This window comes from Paenibacillus polymyxa, assembly GCF_018614975.1.
Taxonomy (GTDB): domain Bacteria; phylum Bacillota; class Bacilli; order Paenibacillales; family Paenibacillaceae; genus Paenibacillus; species Paenibacillus polymyxa_E.
Genome location: NZ_JAGGNR010000021.1, coordinates 38,425 through 60,624, shown reverse-complemented (window position 1 = coordinate 60,624; position 22,200 = coordinate 38,425). Strand labels below are relative to the sequence as shown.

General features: G+C 47.9%; 17 protein-coding genes. 13 read left to right on the top strand and 4 right to left on the bottom strand.

Annotation, left to right across the window (positions count from 1 at the left end):
• The first annotated feature begins 22 nt into the window (after positions 1-22).
• The 3 genes from pucD to J7E78_RS18450 all read left to right on the top strand — a co-directional run bounded on the left by pucD (position 23) and on the right by J7E78_RS18450 (position 5,869).
• Complete coding sequence (gene pucD, locus J7E78_RS18460) at positions 23-2,407, top strand: xanthine dehydrogenase subunit D (RefSeq protein ID WP_215077650.1); 2,385 nt, start codon at positions 23-25, stop codon at positions 2,405-2,407.
• The gene (locus tag J7E78_RS18455; protein WP_215077649.1) at positions 2,404-2,922 is read left to right on the top strand and encodes a (2Fe-2S)-binding protein; all 519 of its coding nucleotides are present in this window, start codon (positions 2,404-2,406) and stop codon (positions 2,920-2,922) included. The genes pucD and J7E78_RS18455 overlap by 4 nt, the downstream gene beginning before the upstream one ends.
• A gap of 367 nt (positions 2,923-3,289) precedes the next feature.
• Positions 3,290-5,869 carry a glycosyl hydrolase gene (locus tag J7E78_RS18450; RefSeq protein WP_215077648.1) on the top strand — a complete coding sequence of 860 codons (2,580 nt, stop codon included), beginning with the start codon at positions 3,290-3,292 and terminating at the stop codon, positions 5,867-5,869.
• Between the two features lie 75 nt (positions 5,870-5,944).
• On the opposite strand, the gene J7E78_RS18445 is transcribed toward J7E78_RS18450, so the two are convergent.
• Positions 5,945-6,358, bottom strand: coding sequence for a hypothetical protein (locus J7E78_RS18445; RefSeq protein ID WP_215077758.1), 414 nt, complete (start codon positions 6,356-6,358; stop codon positions 5,945-5,947).
• A gap of 123 nt (positions 6,359-6,481) precedes the next feature.
• Between J7E78_RS18445 and paiA the strand changes: the two genes are divergently transcribed.
• The 6 genes from paiA (at position 6,482) to J7E78_RS18415 (ending at position 13,512) form a co-directional block, all read left to right on the top strand.
• Positions 6,482-7,000 carry a spermidine/spermine N(1)-acetyltransferase gene (paiA, locus tag J7E78_RS18440; protein WP_215077647.1) on the top strand — a complete coding sequence of 173 codons (519 nt, stop codon included), beginning with the start codon at positions 6,482-6,484 and terminating at the stop codon, positions 6,998-7,000.
• Between the two features lie 687 nt (positions 7,001-7,687).
• Positions 7,688-8,770 (top strand): class II fructose-bisphosphatase, encoded by a 1,083-nt coding sequence (gene glpX / locus J7E78_RS18435; protein ID WP_036613775.1) that lies wholly within the window; start codon positions 7,688-7,690, stop codon positions 8,768-8,770.
• Between the two features lie 459 nt (positions 8,771-9,229).
• Positions 9,230-10,279 carry a LacI family DNA-binding transcriptional regulator gene (locus tag J7E78_RS18430; RefSeq protein ID WP_215077646.1) on the top strand — a complete coding sequence of 350 codons (1,050 nt, stop codon included), beginning with the start codon at positions 9,230-9,232 and terminating at the stop codon, positions 10,277-10,279.
• A gap of 61 nt (positions 10,280-10,340) precedes the next feature.
• A complete protein-coding gene (locus J7E78_RS18425) occupies positions 10,341-11,513 on the top strand; it encodes a Gfo/Idh/MocA family protein (protein ID WP_215077645.1) in 1,173 nt (390 codons plus the stop codon).
• Positions 11,514-11,583: 70 nt separating this feature from the next.
• Positions 11,584-12,309, top strand: a complete 726-nt coding sequence (locus tag J7E78_RS18420; protein ID WP_215077644.1) for a ThuA domain-containing protein — start codon at positions 11,584-11,586, stop codon at positions 12,307-12,309.
• Positions 12,310-12,405: 96 nt separating this feature from the next.
• Entirely contained in the window at positions 12,406-13,512 is a 1,107-nt protein-coding gene (locus tag J7E78_RS18415) for a Gfo/Idh/MocA family protein (RefSeq protein WP_215077643.1), read from the top strand.
• A gap of 165 nt (positions 13,513-13,677) precedes the next feature.
• Here J7E78_RS18415 and J7E78_RS18410 read toward each other — a convergent pair whose 3' ends face one another.
• Complete coding sequence (locus tag J7E78_RS18410) at positions 13,678-14,496, bottom strand: SPL family radical SAM protein (RefSeq protein WP_215077642.1); 819 nt, start codon at positions 14,494-14,496, stop codon at positions 13,678-13,680.
• A complete protein-coding gene (locus tag J7E78_RS18405; RefSeq protein WP_215077641.1) occupies positions 14,493-15,077 on the bottom strand; it encodes a bifunctional transcriptional activator/DNA repair enzyme AdaA in 585 nt (194 codons plus the stop codon). The genes J7E78_RS18410 and J7E78_RS18405 overlap by 4 nt, the downstream gene beginning before the upstream one ends.
• 191 nt (positions 15,078-15,268) lie before the next feature.
• Between J7E78_RS18405 and J7E78_RS18400 the strand changes: the two genes are divergently transcribed.
• A complete protein-coding gene (locus J7E78_RS18400) occupies positions 15,269-16,249 on the top strand; it encodes a Gfo/Idh/MocA family protein (RefSeq protein WP_215077640.1) in 981 nt (326 codons plus the stop codon).
• A 145-nt stretch (positions 16,250-16,394) separates the two neighbouring features.
• A complete protein-coding gene (locus tag J7E78_RS18395; protein ID WP_215077639.1) occupies positions 16,395-17,291 on the top strand; it encodes an NAD-dependent epimerase/dehydratase family protein in 897 nt (298 codons plus the stop codon).
• A 116-nt stretch (positions 17,292-17,407) separates the two neighbouring features.
• Here J7E78_RS18395 and J7E78_RS18390 read toward each other — a convergent pair whose 3' ends face one another.
• Positions 17,408-18,424, bottom strand: a complete 1,017-nt coding sequence (locus J7E78_RS18390; RefSeq protein ID WP_215077638.1) for a LacI family DNA-binding transcriptional regulator — start codon at positions 18,422-18,424, stop codon at positions 17,408-17,410.
• A 412-nt stretch (positions 18,425-18,836) separates the two neighbouring features.
• Here J7E78_RS18390 and J7E78_RS18385 point away from each other — a divergent pair, with 412 nt between their 5' ends.
• Together J7E78_RS18385 and J7E78_RS18380 are read left to right on the top strand one after the other, a co-directional pair.
• Entirely contained in the window at positions 18,837-20,627 is a 1,791-nt protein-coding gene (locus J7E78_RS18385; RefSeq protein ID WP_215077637.1) for an L-fucose isomerase, read from the top strand.
• 20 nt (positions 20,628-20,647) lie between these two features.
• Entirely contained in the window at positions 20,648-22,141 is a 1,494-nt protein-coding gene (locus J7E78_RS18380; RefSeq protein WP_215077636.1) for a rhamnulokinase, read from the top strand.
• Positions 22,142-22,200 lie beyond the last annotated feature (59 nt).

The window sequence follows — 22,200 nt, the reverse complement described above, 5'->3', positions numbered from 1 at the left end:
TAAACAAAGGGGGAGAGGGATCATGCTGCTGAATCGGCAACAGAGCGGGAAACGCTGGCACCTGCGGCCAGACGGGGCACCCAAAGTAACTGGCCAGCTTCAATATCTGACGGATATGACGCTACCTGACATGATTCATGGCAGAGTATTGCGAAGCGAATATCCTCATGCTCGCCTATTGTCTATAGATACTTCGGAAGCTGAGGCGTTGGAGGGTGTCTATGCGGTTCTGACGTCCAAAGATGTGCCTGGTCTGAATCGTTTTGGCATTGCGACCCCGGACCAGCCTGTGTTCTGTGAGGATATCGTGCGTTATGTCGGTGACGCCATTGCAGCGGTTGCTGCGGATTCTCCGGAACGTGCGGCCCTCGCACTGGACGCGATCCGGGTAGTGTATGAAGAACTCACGCCACTGGATAGTACAGATGCTGCATTGGCTCCCGGCGCACCAGAGTTGCATGAGCATGGTCCCGGTAATGTGCTGCATCGGACGGAGATCAAACGTGGAGATGCCGAGCAAGCCTTTGCCACGTGTGATCATATCGTGACAGAGACGTATTATACGCCTCGTCAGATGCATGCATACATGGAGACAGAAGGTGGCTTGTTTGTCCCGGATGAAGAGGGAAGGCTGAATGTATACGCAGCAACGCAACATGGTTATAAAGACCGGATGCAGCTTGCGCGCATCATTGGCTGTCCTGAAGAAGATATCCGGGTGGTGTCTTCACCGATTGGTGGTTCATTTGGCGGAAAAGATGAACTAAACGTACAGCCTTATGGTGCATTGTTGGCTTTGAGATGCGGACGTCCTGTGAAAATGCATAATTCACGTAAAGAATCCGTGCGTGCAGGGCTGAAGCGGCATCCGATGAAGATTGAAATGCAGACGGGTATGAGTCGAGAAGGTATTATCCAGGCGCATCGTGTCCGTATAACAGCAGATACAGGAGCGTACGCCACACTTGGCGCACCTGTGCTGAACTTCTGTACTGAGCATTGCCTTGGACCCTACGCCATTCCAAATGTGGATGTGGAAGGTGTATCTGTATATACGAATAACGGGCTGTCAGGTGAGTTTCGCGGATTTGGCGGGAATCAGGCGATTTTTGCCATGGAAGGCCAGATGGATCGGCTTGCAGCAATCCTGAACATGGACCCTTGGGAGTTCCGCAGACGCAATATGAGGGAAAAGAATGATCCCGGACCGCTGAATCAACGCATTCTGGTCACGGATGGACTGTTTCAAGTATGGGAGGCATTGGATCGCTCCGAACTGTGGCAAAAACATCAGCATCCCCTGGCAGATCCTACTCTGCCGCCGTGGATCAAGCGCGGAGTCGGAGCAGCCATCGCCATGCATGGTGCAGGGCTGGGTTACGGCATTCCGGACCCTGCAGGAGGCCGCCTGTCCCTGAATAACGAAGGCAAGATTGAGGTGGCGTTCAGCTACGAGGAATTCGGTCAAGGGCTCATTGCAACGTTGGAAATTATGTTGTGTGATCTGTTCCTATGCAGTACATCGGATCTCAGTATCATCATTGGAGACACGGATCGTGTACCACACAGCGGATCAAGCACTGCTTCACGTTCAACAACGATGGCCTGGATGGCTTTGCAGCGGTTGCAGACTCCATTTCGTTCCCGTGTTCTCACTGTTGCGTCTGAAATGTCGAGCATTCCGGTGGATGAACTGGTAACAGGACCCGGTGGCGTATGGCGCAAAGACCAGCTTCCTGCCGAAACTTCAGAAGTAGAAACACCAGAAAAGGCTGAAAGTTATTTAGGTGCATCTCAATACCTGGCGAAAGAGGGAGTTTCATCAGGTTTTATAGTTTCGTATGCTGAACTCGCGATGCAGGGCGAAGCCGATGAATGGATTTTCGATACAAAGTTCGATTACCCAACTACGCCGGACAACGTGGTAGGCGGGCATTATTTGTATACGTACGCGGCGGTTGCGGCAGAGGTGGAAGTGAACACCTTGACCGGCGAAACCAAGTTGCTCGATACCCGCCATGTTGTGGCGGCTGGCCCGGTTATCAACCCGATGGGATATATCGGACAGATTGAAGGTGGCAGTGTCATGGCCCTTGGATTTACGTTGACCGAAGATGCGGTCATGCAGGACAGCCGCTATGTAACGACCAACCTCGACACCTATCTGATCCCTACGATTCGGGATATCCATACGAGTCTGGAGGTTGAGGCTATTGAAGATTTGCCCGAAGGTGATGCATTTGGCCCGAGAGGCATGGGTGAGATTGGTTCCGTAGCGCTTGCGCCGGCCATTACAGCCGCAATTCATCAGGCAACAGGCGTATGGATTAACCGTCTTCCTGTACCGAGGGAACAACTGGTCAGACCTTTAAATGTACCTTTGCAGGAAGGAGTGAGTCCATCATGAGTAAACCACTTGAAAACTACTGGACAGCCGTTGTGAATGGCGAGCAGAAACATCTGGAGATCGCCCAAACGACCCGACTTGTCGATGTACTTCGGACTCATTTGCAACTGACGGGTACCAAAGTATCCTGCGAAGTCGGTCGGTGCGGCGCATGTATGGTGCTGATCGATGGGGAGCCCGTGAATTCCTGTCTTCTCATGGCTTATCAATGTGAAGGCAGTGACATTACGACCATTGAAGGTCTGCATGGCGAAGAGAAAGGCACTCTGCATCCGATTCAACAGGCTTTTGTGGAGGAAGGTGGTTTCCAGTGCGGTTACTGTACTCCGGGCATGGTGATCTCCACCAAGGCATTACTGGATGCACATCCTGAACCTTCTCAAGAACAGATTGAAACGGGATTGTGCGGGAATCTGTGTCGTTGTACCGGCTACGGGGGCATTATTCGGGCGGTACGCAAGGCAGGGGAGCGCTGTTCACTAAAGGTAACATCTACCGAGGAAATCGTAAGGTGAGTCGGGACGCAGGACGTAGCATAAAAAAACAAGGAGAATTGAAGAAACGTTCTTTGAAAAAGCATCCGATCCAGGAGTGCTTTTTTTGTTTTTTTAAGTTTTCTACCAAGTACAATTATCTAATGTGAGATGAAGTTCTAGGCCCAAATCTGGTTAGATAATGAACCGTTTTCGATTGGCTTCAATATTGGTGAAACGATGGACAAATGGCTTTCAAAGTACTGGTACAAAAGAATTTCAAACATTCTCATTCACCATATATTTACAAATATTGGTGTGCATGCTATGTTTAAAATGAAAGCGCCATCATGAATGGGTTCATTAACATTTCATTATCATATTTCACTTGGGAAGGAAGATGGAATTGATGAAAAATTTGCTCCAAAAGGCAACCGCAATGATGCTGGCATTGGCCCTACTGCTTGGATTAATGACAGCGCCCGTTCATGCAGACACACCACTTTTCACCATCGAAAGCGAAGATGCGCAGCTCACCCCCGATCTTCAAGTGGTTACTTCAATCTATGGACAACCCAAGCCTGGATTCTCAGGGGACGGATTTGTCTGGATGCAGAACTCTGGCACACTAACCTTCACAGTTACTGTCCCGGAAACCGGCATGTACGCAATCTCCACACGATATATGCAGGAGCTCAGTGCAGATGGCAGGTCACAAAATTTAATCGTGAATGGTGTTACGAAAGGTGCGTACATGCTGCCTTACACAACAACATGGTCAGACTTCGATTTTGGCTTTCACAAGCTGAATCAGGGGGCCAACACGATTGAGCTGAAGGCTGGCTGGGGCTTCGCGTATTTTGATACCTTCACAGTGGATTATGCGGATCTGGATCCTCTGAATGTGCAGCCAGTTCTCACTGATCCTGAAGCTACACCGGAAACGCAAATTTTGATGAATTATTTAACGGAGGTATACGGAAACAATATCATTTCTGGTCAGCAAGAGATCTACGGAGGAGGGAATGACGGAGATTCGGAGCTTGAGTTCGAATGGATTCATGATCTGACCGGAAAGTATCCGGCTATTCGCGGCTTTGATCTGATGAATTATAATCCGTTGTATGGTTGGGAGGACGGTACAACCGATCGCATGATTGATTGGGTAAATAACCGTGAAGGCATTGCAACAGCTTCCTGGCATATCAATGTGCCTCGTAATTTCAATACGTATGAGCTCGGAGACTTTGTAGACTGGAAAGAAGCTACGTACAAGCCAACAGAAACGAATTTTAATACAGCAAATGCGGTAATTCCCGGTACCAAAGAGTATCAATACGTGATGATGACCATCGAGGATTTGGCAGAACAATTACTGATTTTGCAAGACAACAACGTGCCGGTTCTGTTCCGTCCGTATCATGAAGCAGAAGGGAACGGCGGGCTGAACGGGGAAGGTGCATGGTTCTGGTGGGCTTCGGCAGGTGCAGAAGTGTACAAAGAGCTATGGGATCTGCTTTATACCGAACTGACCGAGACGTATGGCTTGCACAATCTGATCTGGACCTACAACAGCTATGTATACAGTACTTCTCCGGCATGGTATCCGGGTGATGATCAGGTGGATCTCGTCGGATATGATAAATACAATACGATCTACAACCGTTATGACGGTTTGTCCGGCGTGCCGAATGAGGATGCGATTACCTCGATTTTCTATAAGCTTGTTGAGTTGACGAACGGTACAAAAATGGTAGCCATGACGGAGAACGATACCATTCCAAGTGTGAAGAATCTGACCGAGGAGAAATCAGGATGGCTGTACTTCTGCCCTTGGTATGGCGAGCATCTGATGAGTGATGCATTTAATTACCCGGCAACGTTGAAAACGCTTTATCAAAGTGATTATGTCATTACGTTGGATGAGCTGCCAAATCTAAAGGTTAACAATCCCAACCCCAGTGCATCCATCACACCTGGAAATGTCGAATTTGACAAATACACACCCAATCAAAGCGATAAAACCGTAACCGTGAATGCAAACGGCAATACGTTAACGGCTCTCCGGGCAGGCAACAATGCATTGACCGCAACGACGGACTATACCTTGAACGGAAGCACATTACTGCTGAAAAAAGCGTACCTGGCGACACTGCCGGTTGGCGAGCACTCAATTGTTCTGGATTTTAATCAAGGTCAGGACCCTGTGTTAAAAGTCAAAATTGTGGATTCAACACCGAATACAGATGCTGTGATTTCACCTGTGAATGCAACATTTGATAAAGCGACGAATCCAGCGCAAGATCTTTCCATATCCCTTACCTTAAACGGACGTGAGCTTACAAGCATCACAAAGGGGAATGTTACACTTGTATGGGGTCAGAATTATACAGCATCCAGCTCTGCTGTTGTTCTGAACAAATCCTATCTTGCCACGCTGCCCTTAGGCCAGAACGTATTGAACTTTCACTTTAATGGAGGAAATAACTCTGTGCTTACAGTGAATGTGTTAGACAGCACGATTACTGTACCTGCTGGAGATTTGACGATTCAAGCGTTTAACGGCAATACAAGTGCATCCACCAACGGAATTTCACCTAAATTCAAATTGGTTAACTCTGGTGATTCGGCCATTCCGTTGAGTGATGTAAAACTCCGGTATTACTATACGATTGACGGGGAAGAGGCTCAGAGTTTCTGGTCCGACTGGGCTAGTATGGGCAGTGCAAATGTAACGAGCCAATTCGTTAAACTTGCGACTCCAGTTGCCGGAGCCGATCATTATCTGGAAGTGGGCTTTACAAGTGCGGCAGGAACACTGAATGCAGGCCAGAGCGCAGAGGTTCAAGCACGCTTTTCCAAAAACAATTGGTCAAATTACACACAGACTAATGATTACTCGTTCAAGGCATCTGGCAGCCAGTTCGCAAACCATGATAAGGTTACGGGGTATGTGAACGGTCAGCTGGTATGGGGAATTGAGCCTTAAGGAAGAGGTTGATGGGCTGGATCAGGGGTTGAACCTTTGATTCAGCCTTTTTATGGTGTAGAAGGTGTACACCGATTAGACGGAATGTTCTTTATCACTTCTAGTATGTGACGATGTATCCATGTCTGTTAATATGCGATCTATTATCTTTTTCGTATGGCCCATGATGAACTGAAGAAGTACACCTGCACAACATACGGTTATCAACGTTCCAAGCCCAATCGGCCCACTGAGCAGAAACGCTAGAATTAAAAATACAAGGTAAATGAATGTTCTCGATACAAATAAGGGAGTTTGAGTGATTTCATGCAAGATTAATGTTAAGCGGTCAATCGGAATGGGTGCAAAATTGGTCTGTAAAAGCCCTACATGATGTGACAGCCCTACCAGAAGTGCATCAAACGGTGAGGTACCCAGTTCAGATTGGATGGTAAGGGAAATGCCAAGTGTTAAGATGAGAATACCTGCGACAAAAAGTACATATTTCAAATTCATTCAACCTCTTTTTAGATATTATGTTGCAAATACAACAAAATTGAGCTAAATTCAATGTAACCCTTTTTTAGTGCATTTGCAACAAACGATTAACTTGTTAAAGGAATGTGAATATAGATGACGATTCGTATAGAGATATGTACCATTGAACATGTATGTGAACTGCAGGAGATAAGTTATGAGACGTTTAATGAAACGTTTAAAGCGCAAAATTCACCCGAAAATATGAAAGCTTATTTGGAAAAGGCGTTTAATCGGGAGCAATTGGAAACGGAACTGTCCATTGCGGATTCACAATTTCTTTTTATTTATGTCAACCATAAAGTGGCAGGGTACATGAAGGTAAATATCAATGATGCTCAGTCTGAGAAGATGGGTGTGGAATCCCTTGAGATCGAGCGAGTGTACATCAAGAAAGAGTTCCAAAAACATGGCTTGGGTAAAGTGCTGCTCCATAAAGCCATAGAGATGGCAAAAAAACATCACAAAACGAATATTTGGTTAGGCGTGTGGGAGAAAAATGAAAATGCCATCGCATTTTATGAAAAGATGGGGTTTGTACAGACAGGAGCTCATGCTTTTTACATGGGAGATGAGAAACAGATTGATTTTATAATGATCAAAACGATACTGTAACGGAATCATCGAGGGAAAAGCTTGAGAGAAAAATGCTATTGAGCAGAATTCTTTTGGGCTTTTTTATGTTTTGTCAGAACCGTTAAATAATAAAATGAAAAAACTGAAGAATAAAAACATAATAAATATTATGTAAACTTATTATTTTCGATGACCTTCATAAGCTACGTCTATGGCTTTAGCAAAAGTTAAAGTCCTGATTAATACATAATTGGCAGTATAATTAGCTCAATAATGTTAAAGGGAGCAGGCTGATCTCAAGGATCATCATTACAATTTATTGGTTTATTTCTACGTTTGGACAGTCATACGAAAATCGTTTTCGTTCGTATTTTGTTAGATAACGTTACGTTCTTAATAATCAGTATATAAGTTGTATATACCGCATGTTAAAAGAACTTTTTGCGAACGAAACGGGTGTGTTAATTCACCATGTTGAACTATTTAGTTTTATGAGCGCAAAATGGAAAAAAATTAATATTTCAAGTGAGAAAACAGGTGGATTGAACTCTTAAAACCAGACGAAGAAAGGAGCGAAATCAATCAAAATATTAATTGGATAAATAAGGTATACATCATGCAAAAGGCGCTACGACGCCGATTATAGATCAATTTCATATGGATTTGCGATGGATTTAGTACTGCTTTCAAGTTATGCTTTTGGAAATTGGAAGGGAAGTGGGAAAAATGGAACGCGAACTGGCGTTGGAAATTGTCAGAGTAACAGAATTGGCTGCGTTAGCTTCAGCACCCTGGATGGGACGAGGCGACAAGAACAGTGCAGATGAAGCGGCTACTTTGGCCATGCGCGCCATGTTCGATTCCGTGTCCATTCGCGGCACGGTGGTAATCGGTGAAGGAGAAATGGATGAAGCACCCATGTTGTACATCGGCGAGGAAGTGGGCAACGCTGAGGGGCCTGAGGTTGACGTGGCTGTAGACCCGCTCGAAGGTACAGAAATCGTGGCCAAAGGACTAAACAACGCTCTCTCGGTTATTGCAGTGGCGGGAAAAGGTAACCTGCTCCACGCACCGGACATGTATATGGAGAAACTGGCGGTAGGTCCTGCGCTTGTAGGCAAGGTCAGCATTGAAGACCCGGTTGAAGTCACACTGGAGAAAGCCGCTGCCGCATTGAACAAAAACATCTCGGACCTCACTGTGATGATTCTGGATCGTGTGCGACATGAGAGCACAATCAAGACGCTACGCAAGGTTGGTGTGAGAATTAAGTTCCTCAGTGACGGCGATGTTGCTGGTGCGATGGCGCCAGCATTCCCGGAGGCAGGCATTGATCTGTATGTCGGATCTGGAGGAGCGCCAGAAGGTGTGCTGGCTGCCGCAGCGCTATCTTGCCTTGGGGGTGAGATTCAAGGTCGTCTGATGCCTGCCAACGCAGACGAATTTCAGCGTTGCTTGCAGATGGGGATTGATAATCCATACAAAGTATTAACGATGCAGGATATGATCGGCACGGAGGATGTTATTTTTGCCGCAACAGGTGTGACGCCAGGTGAGATCTTGGGAGGGGTGCGGTATCTTGCGGATGATCGCGCCGAGACGGATTCGATTGTTATGCGTGCCAAAACCAAAACAATTCGGTTTATTCGTTCCCAACACTTCCTGCCTAACAAAGAAGTGTTGCACAAAGTAAGACAGCTCCAATCCACGCCAGAACCCTCGGATCGCATTCCGAGTCATGCAAAAACGATGGAGCAGGCTGAGTTTAGTCAATCCTCCGTTGATCTTGGCGTTACAACGACGTTGTGAGCTGCACTCCCCACATAATTGAACAAACAGGATCAACTGTAATTGTTGTAGTGAAAAGTACCATCTCTGGCAAGATAATAATGAGGGCTTGGATTAACCCGAGCTCTCATTATTTTTTTGTGTTAAAAGCATTGACAACGGTTACATGGCGTGAGAAAATGTACGCGCGTACATAAATATCGATTTTTAATTACTATATTATTGCTGATGAGATATATAAGTTGAATTAATCATTTGCACGATAACGGAGAGGACAGAAAAAACCTGAAAAAGCGAAGCGTTCGCCTAAAAGCTTTCTGAAAGAAAGCTGCATCGGAAGCATACGCTATCACCGGATTTTCCCTTTAGAAAAGGGAATCAAAAAAATCTGGGAATAACAGCGATTGGAAGGTTATTCTGTCATCGTAGTGTCAGTGTAAATAATTTTAGTTCAACTTATATAAAGGGGGGGTGAAATTCATGGCATCTCGTAAAGAAGTGGCTGATCTTGCGGGTGTTTCCGAGGCGACGGTCTCCCGGGTGCTTAATAAGGTAGGTCCTATTAAAGAAGAGACACGCCGCAAGGTTCTTGAAGCTTCCGAACAGTTAGGCTATGTGCCCAGCGCTCTTGCTCGCAGTTTTGCCAGAAGTAAAAGCGGGAACCTTGGCGTGGTATTACCTTATGTTCCGAAGGCGCATCTGTTCTCGGCGTATTTTTTCTCGGAAATGCTGAGTGGGATTGGAAGCAAAGCCAGAGACAATGGCATGGACCTTCTGGTTATGTTCCGGACACCCGGTGAAGTGATGAATTATACGGATCTGTTCCGGCGTCAGAAAGTGGATGCCTGCATCATCCTTGGTGCCAGAGATGATCATGAAGAACTGGCGGCCATGCAGCAGCTTCATCAGGAAGGACACCCGTTCTGTGTCATGAATCAGCATTTTGAGGGCCAATCGTTCACGGAAGTGGATGCGGATCATGTGGAAGGAAGCAGGCTTGCCATACGTCATCTTACGGATCAGGGATATCGTAGAATCGCTTTTCTCAATGGTCCGGACAGCTATTCCAACAGCCAGGAGCGAATGGAAGGTGTCCGTCTTGGTCTGCAAGAAGCAGGTATGGAGCTGGACCCGAGTCTATTGCTTGAGGGGAACTATAGTAGACGAAGCGGCATTGAGGCGGCATCGATTGTAGCAGATCGTTTACATGAGATTGATGCTGTATTTGCGGCCAATGACCGGATGGCCATTGGTGTCATGCATGGTTTGCGTGAGCGGGGAGTAAGGGCTGCGGATTTTCCGGCTTTTGTGGGTTATGACGACTCCGATGCCGCCGAGATGGCGGTTCCGCCGCTGAGCAGCGTCAGGGTTCCATTTTTTGAGATGGGTGAACTTGCAGCATCGAAGCTTATGCATGGGTCTGTGGGTGATAAAGATAAAGCGAATAATTCTGTTGTAGCGGTAACCGAATCAGCGAGAGCGTTGTTGCCTACCGAACTGATCATCCGTGCTTCTTCTATCCGTCAATAGTTTATTGGTACACACATTAAAAGATAAAAGACTTTTTATTATTCCAAAGGAGGAAATGACCATGTCAAATCGTCTTCGTGTCGGAATGGTTGGATACAAGTTTATGGGGAAGGCCCACAGTAATGCCTATCGCAGTCTGCCGATGTTTTTCCCGTCTGCTCCGCTGCAGCCTGAGATGTCTGTGATCTGTGGACGTAACGAGCAGGGAGTACGGGAGGCAGCGAATCAGTTCGGTTGGTCCGAGAGTGTGACTGATTGGCGCGAACTGGTGAAGCGGGATGATATTGATCTGATTGATATCAACGCGCCAAGTGATGCCCACAAGGAAATTGCGCTGGAAGCGGCTCGTCAGGGCAAGCACCTTTTTTGTGAGAAACCACTGGCTCTGTCCCTCGCGGATTCGCGTGAGATGCTTCAGGCAGCAGAGGATGCTGGAGTCGCCCATATGGTCGGGTTCAACTATCGTTTCTCACCAGCGGTGCAATTAGCGAAGGATCTGGTGGAGAGCGGACGACTGGGTAAGATCTATCATTTCCGTGCTTTTTTCTTGCAGGACTGGATCATGGACCCTTCGTTCCCGCTGGTATGGCGTTTGCAAAAAGAAGTGGCTGGCTCTGGTTCCCACGGGGATCTGGGCGCGCATTTAATCGATCTGGCTCGTTTCCTCGTTGGTGAATTCCAGGAAGTCATCGGCATGAGCGAAACCTTCATCAAAGAACGACCGCTTGCAGCCGAAATGACTGGTCTGAGTGCAAAGGGCAGTTCGAATGCGGATGCACCGAAAGGAGAAGTGACTGTCGACGACGCTACGTTGTTCCTGGCACGATTCACAGGAGGTGCGCTGGGCAGCTTCGAGGCTACACGTTTTGCAGCAGGTCATCGTAGTACGAACTCGTTTGAGATTAACGGCAGTCTCGGCAGTGTACGATTTGATTTTGAGCGGATGAATGAATTGGAAGTGTATTTTACAAAAGATGAAGAGGACGTACAGGGATTCCGCCGTGTACTGGCAACCGATCCGGCACATAAATATGCTGAAGCCTGGTGGCCTGCCGGACATACGATTGGATTCGAGCACACGTTCACCCATGAAATGCTGGAGCTGGTGACAGCAATCTCTGAAGGACGCCAACCATCACCGAGTTTCCACGATGGGGTCGCTTGTCAGGCTGTACTGGAAGCGGTAGAACGTTCGGTAACAGAACGGCGCTGGGTGACGCTTGAAGAGATGTGATCAAGCAAGACAGTGACGTCAGAAATAAGGTTGAACACAACTAAACTAGGCGAAAGCGAGTGAATAAACGATGAGTAAAGCACTGATTGTATGGGGCGGCTGGGATGGACATGAACCGGAGCAGGTAGCAGCGATTTTTGAGCGTATTTTGAAGGAAGAGCAGTTTGAGGTTGAAGTCTCGAATACGTTGGAGTCTTATGCGGATGCAGAGAAGCTGATGGGTCTGGATCTGATCGTGCCATTGTGGACGATGGGACAGATTGAGCAGGAACTCGTCAATAACGTATCAGCGGCTGTTCAGAGCGGTGTGGGCTTGGCTGGTCTTCATGGCGGCATGTGTGATGCCTTCCGAAATAACGTAGACTGGCAGTTTATGACGGGTGGACAATGGGTTGCTCATCCAGGTAACGATGGTGTGGAGTATATGGTAAACATGAAGCGTGGCTCTAGCCCGTTATTGGATCATATTGAAGATTTTCAGGTGAAAAGTGAACAGTACTACCTGCACGTAGACCCGGCAGTGGAAGTGCTGGCAACAACTCGTTTTCCAGTGGTGAGTGGTCCGCATGCGGCGAATGGACCCGTAGATATGCCTGTTGTCTGGACGAAACGCTGGGGCGCCGGACGGGTATTCTACAACTCGCTGGGACACCATGCAGACATTGTAGACATGAAACCCGTGACTGAAATGATGCGCAGTGGTTTCAAATGGACAGCAGCAGGCAAAGAACTTGCCAAGAGTCGGGTAAGTGCAGCAACCGAAGTGTACACAGGTATGGCGGACAACCAGAACTAATGAGATTGTAGTTTGATTGCAAACGTAACTTCTGTGTCAACAATTCATCCTCAATGGATAAACCATTTCTGATCCACGGCGAAGGGAGCCCCAGGCATGAAAACAATGAAAGTAGGCATTATTGGCTGCGGTAAAATCAGCGGCATTTATATGGAAAACTGTCACCGGTTCGAGGTGCTGGAACTTGTTGCTGTTGCGGATCTCGACCGGAAACGTGCCGAGGAGCAGGCAGCAGCCTATAACGTGCCTAACGTATACAGCGTCGACGAAATCTTGGCTGATCCCGAGATTGAGCTGATCATCAACCTGACGATTCCTTCCGTTCATGCAGATGTATGCTTGCGGGCACTTGAATCTGGCAAACATGTTTATGTAGAAAAACCGCTCGCGGTTACCCGTGAAGAAGGGCAGGTCGTGCTCGAAACAGCGAAGCGTAAAGGATTGCTCGTGGGTTGTGCACCAGAAACGTTCTTTGGTTCAGGCATCCAGACTTCACTTCAATTGGTGGAAGAAGGGGTAATCGGCAAGCCGGTGGCGGCGACCGCATTTATGATGAGCCGTGGTCATGAGCACTGGCATCCCGATCCGGAGTTTTATTACGCGTCAGGCGGTGGGCCAATGTTTGACATGGGTCCGTACTACCTCACGGCATTGGTTCAACTGATGGGACCGATCAAATCGATTGCAGGCATGACAGGTAAAGCCATGGAAGAGCGGACGATTACGAGTGAGAAAAAGAGGGGCCAGACGGTTCCCGTCGAAATTCCTACTCACGTTACGGGTCTGTTACAGTTTGAACAGGGGGCCATTGGCACACTGATTACGAGTTTTGACGTATTTGGTGGAAGTGCATTGCCACCGATTGAGATATATGGCACACACGGTACATTGCAGGTACCTGACCCTAACACCTTTGGCGGTCCGGTTCGTTACCGCTTGCTGGGTGAACATGAATGGACGGAAGTTCCACTTCTCCCAGGATATCAGGAGAATACACGCGGCATTGGTGTTGCAGATATGGCCTATGCAGCACATAGTGGACGTACACACCGTGCGAGTGGGGAGTTGGCCTACCATGTTCTTGAGGCCATGTGGGCATTCCATGATTCATCAGATGAACAGACATTCTACCAGATGAAAAGCTCGTGTCAGCGCCCGGCTGCATTGCCGGTGGATCTGCCATTGTATACATTGGATAAATAAGATAGCCATTATTGTTTATGTCATGATAAACAGCCCCTTTTCCTTCAAACAAGGAAAGGGGCTATTTTTTATTAAATCAAAAAAACTGGGGATAACAGCGATCGGAAGGTTGTTCTGTTATCGGAGTGTCCAGTGTAAATATTTTAGTTCAATTTATATAGCCAATTAAGGCTCGAATCCCGCCTGACTGATCCAGATTTCATCTTCGGCAAAATAGTCTTTCATCCGCTGTACAACAGTCTGATACGCATCTGGATGATACCAATGATCCATCCCCACTTCTTGATAGAGCGACTCCATGCCGAGTCGACGGGTGCGCTTGCCCTCACTACCATCGCCCATGAAATAATCGTCAATGCATACACGCTGAACCAGAGGTCTCAAGATGGCTGCAAACTGTTCACTGCTGGGTAATACAGGAGCAATCGCCACCTGCGTGGGTATTCCGGCATCCCGCAACTGTTCCAATGCACGTAATCGGCCTGCAATTGGGGGAGCGGAAGGACTGAAATGCTTGCGCATATCGTCCAGATCCGTCTCCACCGTCACGCTGACACGAACCCGGTCACCTAACTGCTGTAGCAGATCTATATCCCGGGTAACGAGTGGACTACGGGTTTGGACTAATACAAAATCGGGCGGATGCTGTACCATCGTTTCAAGCAATGAACGCGTGATACACTCCTTGTATTCGGCGGGTTGATACGGATCGGTACTGGATGACATGAACAGAGTGACTTTCCCTTTGGTCAGGGCACGTTGCAACTCTTTGGCGAACACTAGGGAAGCCTCCTGTTTCACATCGACCCACGTTCCCCAATCCTCTTTGCGAAATAAGGAGACAGGCATCTGTCTGACATAACAATAGGAACAACCGAAGGTGCAGCCTGTGTAAGGATTCAGCGTATGTGTATATCCATTAAGGAACCCTGTCCCCTTGTTGAGTAACGTTTTGGGTACTTTGTAAGTAAGATTCGTCTTCATAAGTTCTCATGCCTTTCGCGGTAGTGTGCAGGTGTGAGACCTGTGTGTTTGCGAAATACAGTAATGAAATAAGCTGAGTTAGGTATACCGACATGGCGACCAATATCGGTGACGGTAAGTCCGGTATGTTCAAGCAACTTCCGGGCTTCGGTAATTCGTTTATCCTGAATATATTGAACCGGTGTGCGGCCTGTAATCCGCTTGAACACACGATGCAGATGATATGGACTGCCATGACTTACAGTGGCAAGGACCTCTAACGATAGAGGTTCGGCGTAATGATGTTCGATGTAATCCGTGATCCCGTATATCCACTCCTGATCAGGTACCCGCTCGCCTGTTGGTTTACAACGTTTGCAGGGTCTGAACTTTAATGCTAACGCTTCTTCAACATGTTGAAATATCAGCACATTTTCAGCTTTGGGTGCTCTGGACTTACAGGAAGGTCGGCAAAAAATGCCCGTTGTCTGCACACCATAAAAGAACGTTCCATCATAAGAATTATCGTTGTTGATGATGGCATGCCAGTATTTTTCATCTAAAGATTCGGGCAGTATGCGATCTTGATCTGGACTTCCCACGGTGATCACCTCATCTCTAATTATACCCTCAACTCCAAAGGATTGACGAAGTTTCAACTTAAAAAGCAAGATATCAATATGTGGGATAAAGTACCTTCCTTCAATCTGAACGAAATATGAGCTACAATATACAAGATGGTATACAGGTTTAGAACTCAAATGAAATTTATAGATGAAAGAGGTAGGTAGGCATGGTTCGTTTTGGCGTAGTGGGTACTAACTGGATTACAGAAAGGCTTCTTGAAGCCGCAGCACAGGTTGAAGGATTCAAATTAACCGCCGTGTACTCAAGAACTGAAGATAAGGCTAACGCTTTTGCAGATAAATATGATGTTGAACACCGATTCACCGATCTGGAAGAGTTGGCGGCAAGTAATGTGATTGATGCAGTCTACATTGCATCACCGAATACGGTTCATGCAGAGCAGGCTGAGCTTTTTCTGAGAAACGGTAAACATGTATTGTGTGAGAAACCTCTGGCTGCAAATAACGCCGAAGTTCGGAGCATGATCGATACAGCACGAGAACATCAGGTTCTGCTCATGGAAGCGATGAAATCGACCCTTGTTCCCCAGTTCAAAATGGTGCAGAAGAGCCTGCATAAAATTGGTCCTGTCCGCAAATACGTAGCAGGATACTCTCAGTATTCTTCGCGTTACGACAAGTACAAAGAGGGGATTGTCCTGAACGCGTTCAAGCCTGAACTCGCTAATGGGGCGTTAATGGATCTCGGGGTGTATTGTCTCTATCCATTGATTACGTTGTTCGGTGCACCTAACCAGGTTCAATCCCAAGCGATGATGCTGGAATCTGGCGTAGATGGACAAGGTAGCGTGCTTCTGGACTATGATGGGATGGATGCGGTCGTTACATACTCCAAAATCTCCAATTCTCATGTACCAAGCGAAATCATGGGCGAACTGGGCAGCATTATCATTGACAAGATTGGTTCACCGGAACATGCAGAGATACGTTACAATGACGGTACGGTGGAGCAGCTCACAGTCGAACAAACCCATCCAGCGATGTATTATGAAGTGGAGGAGTTCGTCAATCTGGTTCAGGAAGGCAAAAAGGAGTCTGACATGAACACGTATGAACGCTCCTATGTTACGATGCAGGTCATGGATCAGATTCGGAAGCAGATTGGGCTTGTGTTCCCTAACGATTGATTCAAGCGCAGGAAAGGAAGCTGAGACGAGATGAGCAGAGTGGGTGCACGGTATCCGAAGAACCAACTTCATATGAGTTTCAAGGGATGCTCACACCATGCTTCAAATTGTTAAACATAATCGAACAAGATAGGAGGTTTTTCGGATGAATAAAGTACTTATACTTGGGGGTACACGTTTTTTTGGCAAACGTCTCGTGGATCACATGCTGTGGGAAGGGAAGTCTCAGATCACAGTCGCAACTCGTGGTAAAACGGCGGATGTTGACTTCGGACCCGAAGTAAATCGAATCAAGATGGATCGTGAAGACCCGGAATCTCTGGCAGAGGTTGCGCAGACAGAAATGTGGGATGTTGTGTACGACAATATCTGTTATTCCCCGGATGCGGCGAAAGCGGCATGTGAAGCTTTTGCAGGACGCACCAAAAGATACGTTCTGACATCCACACTATCGGTGTACGGTGATCCCAGACCTGGATTTAAGGAAACGGATTTTGACCCGTATACATATCCATTACAGTATGGAAGTGCAGAGGATTTTTCGTATGGAGAAGGCAAACGGCTTGCGGAGGCTGTATTTTTCCAGGTAGCGGATTTCCCGGTTGTAGCAATGCGCATTCCAATTGTACTCGGGATTGATGATTATACGAGAAGACTTCATTTTCATATTGAACATGTGCAAAAAGGTAAACCGATCGGCATGCCAAATCCGGATGCAGAGATTGGATTTATCAATTCCACCGAAGCGGCAAGATTTCTCGCTTGGCTTGGACATTCGTCCATTACCGGTCCGGTGAATGCAGCTTCCAAGGGTGCGATTACGCTGTCAGCCATGATACATCTGATCGAGACGGTCACGGGCATGCAGTCCCAGATCCTCACGGAAACGGTGAAAGAGGACATGTCACCCTTCGGAATTGAGCAATCATGGACGATGGAGACAACCAAGGCTGAACAAGCGGGATATACGTTCGAGGCTCTGATGGATTGGTTCCCGGGACTGGTTCGTGAGGTCGCTCTTGCATTACAGTCAGAGCGGTAGAATAAATGAACATCAAACAGGGTGCAACCCGAGCGTAATCTCCGGTGCACCCTGTTTATGTTGTACAGTTTTTCAAATCTGAACGGGACCTAATTTAGCTAAGCGTGAGCTAAGCTCTATTTTGGCTCCCGTGGAGCAGTAGCTGAAGCCCGTATGCGCAGTTCTGACGGTAGAATGACGGTTTGGGCTTCGGAAGGGGCCTTGCCCTCAATTCGGTCAATCAGCATCTGTACTCCCTGAAACCCAAATTCATATGCTGGCTGTGCAGCTACAGTCAGAAAAGGATCGAAGGCAGAAGCCAGATCCAGATCGTCGAAGCACACAACAGAGATGTCTTCTGGCACACGCAGTCCTCGTTTGCGCAAAAGCCGAATGACCCCAATCGCCAGCATGTTGTTGGCGGCAAAAATGGCTGTTGGTTGATCCGGTTGAGAGAGTAGTTGATCCAGTCCGTCTTCATCGCTGAAATCCCGGTACCCGGTTCGAAGCACAAGCTCGGGATCGATATCAGCTCCGGCCTCACGCAAACCCGCTACATAACCTTCCTCCCGCAGTCTGGCGGTAGAAACCTCCGAAGAACCATTGACCAGTGCAATGCGCCGGTGCCCCAACTGCACCAGATATCGGATCAGCTCAATCGCGCCTTCCCGGCTATCTCCAGCAATCATATCTGACGTAATGCCAGGTACAGTACGGTCCAGAAAGACAAACGGAATGTGACGTTCCTGCAGCTGTTTCAGATGAGGGAGAGAACGATCTCCCGCAGGAGCATAGAGTACACCATCCACGCGAGTAGACAGAATCGCGTCTACATAATCCTTTTCCTTATTGTAATCCTCGTCACTATTGCCGAATAAAAGACGGTACCCACGTAGATGGGCTGCATCTTCAGCACCACGGGCCAGTGTTGTATAAAAAGGGTTGGTAATATCCGTAATGAGCAGGGAGAGCATCTGGGTTCGTTGAAGCACAAGGCTGCGTGCGTTGGAGTTCGGGATGTAACCCAGTTCGTCGATCACCTGTTGCACACGTTCACGTGTCGCGGAACTTATACGGCCTGTATGATTAATGACCTTGGAGACCGTCATGGCGGAGACTTTGGCTTTTTTGGCAATATCGTAAATGGTAATCATTAGAATCTAACCTTTCCGCAACATAGTCTTACCATTCTATAGGATAATGCCAATTGACAGCAAGATAGGCCCGTGCTATGTTAGGGTTACCGATAACCCTAAAGGGTACTGAACGTCTTTACTACATAAACCATTTTGTTAAATTTGCTCATGCACGTTCCATTTTCTTGAATAGAGGAACTACATACATAGCTAATTAATGAAATGGTTTATTGTTATTTTTCAAAATATGTAAACGTATTCAAACTCAAGCAAGGCTCTTGATAATCTGTGTATGCAGCTCTTGCGTGCCACCCGGGTATCGGTTTTATTTCCGTCATTATCTCATGCCATTCAATACACATGGATCAGACAAAAGATTTCTCAATTCAACCCAAATTCTATGAAATGAATTGAAGGAGGACACTTTAGTATGACACATCAGGATTATCGTTATAAGCAGGCTTTCCCCAAGATTGGTATTCGTCCCACGATTGATGGGAGACGCAAAGGGGTACGGGAATCACTGGAAGAACAAACGATGCGGATGGCGACATCCGTTGCCGAGCTACTTGCAGCTGAACTGCGTTATCCTGACGGGTCTGTGGTGGAATGTGTTGTGGCCGAGACTTGTATTGGCGGAGTGGCCGAAGCGGCCGCAGCATCAGAACTGTTCAGCCGTTCCAACGTGGGCGTAACGATCACCGTGACACCATGCTGGTGTTATGGTACGGAAACGATGGATATGTCACCATCCATCCCTACAGCTATCTGGGGTTTTAACGGGACTGAACGTCCAGGTGCAGTCTATCTGGCAGCGGTACTCTCCGCTCATGCACAGAAGGGGATTCCGGCCTTTGGGATCTATGGAGAGGATGTGCAAGACGGCGGGGATACAACGATTCCCGATGACGTGCGTGAGAAATTGCTCCGGTTCAGCCGTGCGGGTCTTGCAGCTGCGACCTTGAAAGGGCAAGCGTATCTGTCCATTGGATCGGTATCCATGGGGATTGCAGGTTCGATTGTGAACGATTCATTTTTCCAGGAGTATCTGGGCATGCGTAACGAATATGTGGATATGAGTGAACTGACTCGCCGCATCGAAGAAGAAATCTATGACCCCGAGGAGTATAAGCTCGCACTGGCATGGGTGAAGGAGAACTGTAGCGAAGGTCCGGACAACAACGCTGCTCATCTGCAAACGGATCGCAAACGTAAAGACTACGAATGGGAAACCGTTGTGAAAATGACCCAAATTGTGCGTGACTTGATGGCGGGCAACCCAAGATTGGCAGAGCTTGGTTTTACAGAGGAATCGATGGGTCACCACGCGATTGTATCCGGCTTCCAGGGACAACGGCAGTGGACGGATCATTCTCCGAACGGAGATTTTCTGGAGTCGATATTAAACTCTTCCTTTGACTGGAATGGCAAACGTGCGCCTTATCTGGTTGCAACAGAGAATGATAGCTTGAATGGAGTGTCCATGTTGTTTGGTTCGCTGTTGACACATACAGCACAGATCTTTGCTGATGTACGTACGTATTGGAGTCCGGATTCAGTACAGCGTGTGACGGGGCACCAGTTGGAAGGAAACGCGAAGGATGGCATCCTGCATCTGATTAACTCTGGTTCCGCAGCTTTGGATGGCACAGGACAACAGTCCAGAGATGGCAAGCCTGTCCTCAAGCCTTTCTGGGAAATTACAGATGAGGAAGTTCAGGACTGTCTGAAAGCAACATCGTGGAGACCGGCATCCGTAGAGTATTTCCGCGGGGGTGGCTATTCAGCGGATTTCCTGACCAAAGGTGGTATGCCTGTAACGATGACACGTCTGAATCTGGTCAAAGGACTGGGTCCGGTGTTGCAAATCGCTCAGGGTTACACGGTCGATCTGCCTGAAGAGGTGCACGATACGCTGGATCAGCGGACAGATCCAACCTGGCCGTCCACCTGGTTTGCACCTGTTCTAACCGGAGCGGGAGCGTTTGCTTCCGTATACGAGGTCATGAATCAATGGGGCGCCAACCATGGCTCCATCTCGTATGGACACATCGGTGCTGATCTGATTACGCTCGCTTCCATGCTTCGCATTCCGGTAAATATGCATAATGTCCCTGAAACGGAAATTTTCCGTCCGCGTGCATGGGGATTGTTCGGCACAAGTGAGCCGGAGAGTGCAGACTACCGTGCTTGCAGTGTATTTGGTCCGTTGTATCGTTAAAGCAAGGAGGCTTGGTAGAAATGGGCAATCAAGCAACACATGTGCTTGCTGCCGATTACGGCGCCGGTAGTGGACGCGTAGTCCGGGGTTCTTTTGATGGAAGCAGACTCTCGTTACAAGAAGTGCATCGATTCAACAACGAACCCGTGCAGCTGGGGGATGGATTGTATTGGGATTTCTTGCGACTTTTTCATGAATTAAAACAAGGCATTGTGAAAGGGACACAAGGCATCTCTCCATCGGTCCGTTCTATAGCTGTGGATACGTGGGGAGTGGACTATGGACTGGTGGATGGTGCGGGAAGGTTGTGCTCAAACCCACGTCACTATCGGGAAGCACGCAACGCACAGTGGATGGGAGAAGTTCTGCACATGGTGAAAGAAGAAGAGCTGTATGCCATGTCCGGCGTTTTGCCGCAGCAGATCAATACGGTATTCCAGCTGCTAGGCAGTGTACGAGAGCAGGCCGAAGGTTTGCGTCCGGATGTGCGCATGTTATTTATGCCGGATTTATTTCACTATTATCTATCCGGTCAGCAGGCTTGTGAGTATACGATTGCAAGCACCAGTGGGCTGTTGCATGCAGGCGAGGCGCGTTGGAATGAACACCTGATCGGGCGTCTCAGTATACCGGAAACATTATTTCCAAAACTCGTTCAACCGGGTACCGTGCTGGGCGATCTAACAAATGAGTTGTGCGCCGAGTTACGGACTGGACCGATGCAGGTAGTCTCTGTGGGCTCACATGATACCGCGTCTGCCTTGGCAGCAATCCCTGCGAATGTTTCGGATTTCGCTTTTATCAGCTGTGGAACCTGGTCTCTTATGGGGATGGAGCGTGATACACCTGTATTGGACGACCGAAGCCGTACACTCGGATTTACCAATGAAGGGACGGTAAGTGGGAGAGTACGCACCCTGAAAAATCGTTCAGGGTTGTGGCTGCTACAGGAATGCAAACGGCAATGGGAGCGGGAGAATCAACTTTTTACACATGAAGAACTGGTTCAGCTGGCTACCTTGGCAACGCCGCATCAATGTTACGTGTCGCCAGGAGATGGCGTGTATTTGGCGCCAGGGAATATGGCTGAACGAATACGGCAACAATGCAGTCTCAGCGGACAGACTGTGCCCGAAACGACTGGAGCAATTGCGCGTTGCATTCTGGAAAGTCTGGCACTGGAATTCAGACAGACGCTGGATGAACTGCAGTTGATTACAGGTACAAGACCTCGCGTCATTCATATGGTTGGTGGCGGTGTGCACAATCGACTATTGTGCCAGTTTACAGCCAATGCAGCCGGTGTCCCGGTGGTGACAGGCCCGGCAGAGGCAACTTCAGCCGGGAATTGCATGCTGCAATTCCTTGCCCATGGAGAAGTGAGTAGCTTGGCCGAGGTCCGGGAGGTCATGGCTGCTTCCTTTTCCCCCGAGACCTATGAGCCTGAGGATACAGAGCTGTGGCAGGAAGCTTACGAAATCTACCAAAGTCTGAATCAAATCAAAAGGTATTGAACAGATTCAATGCAATGAGCATTGACGCAAAATGCTACAAAGAAAAGTATGAGGAGTGG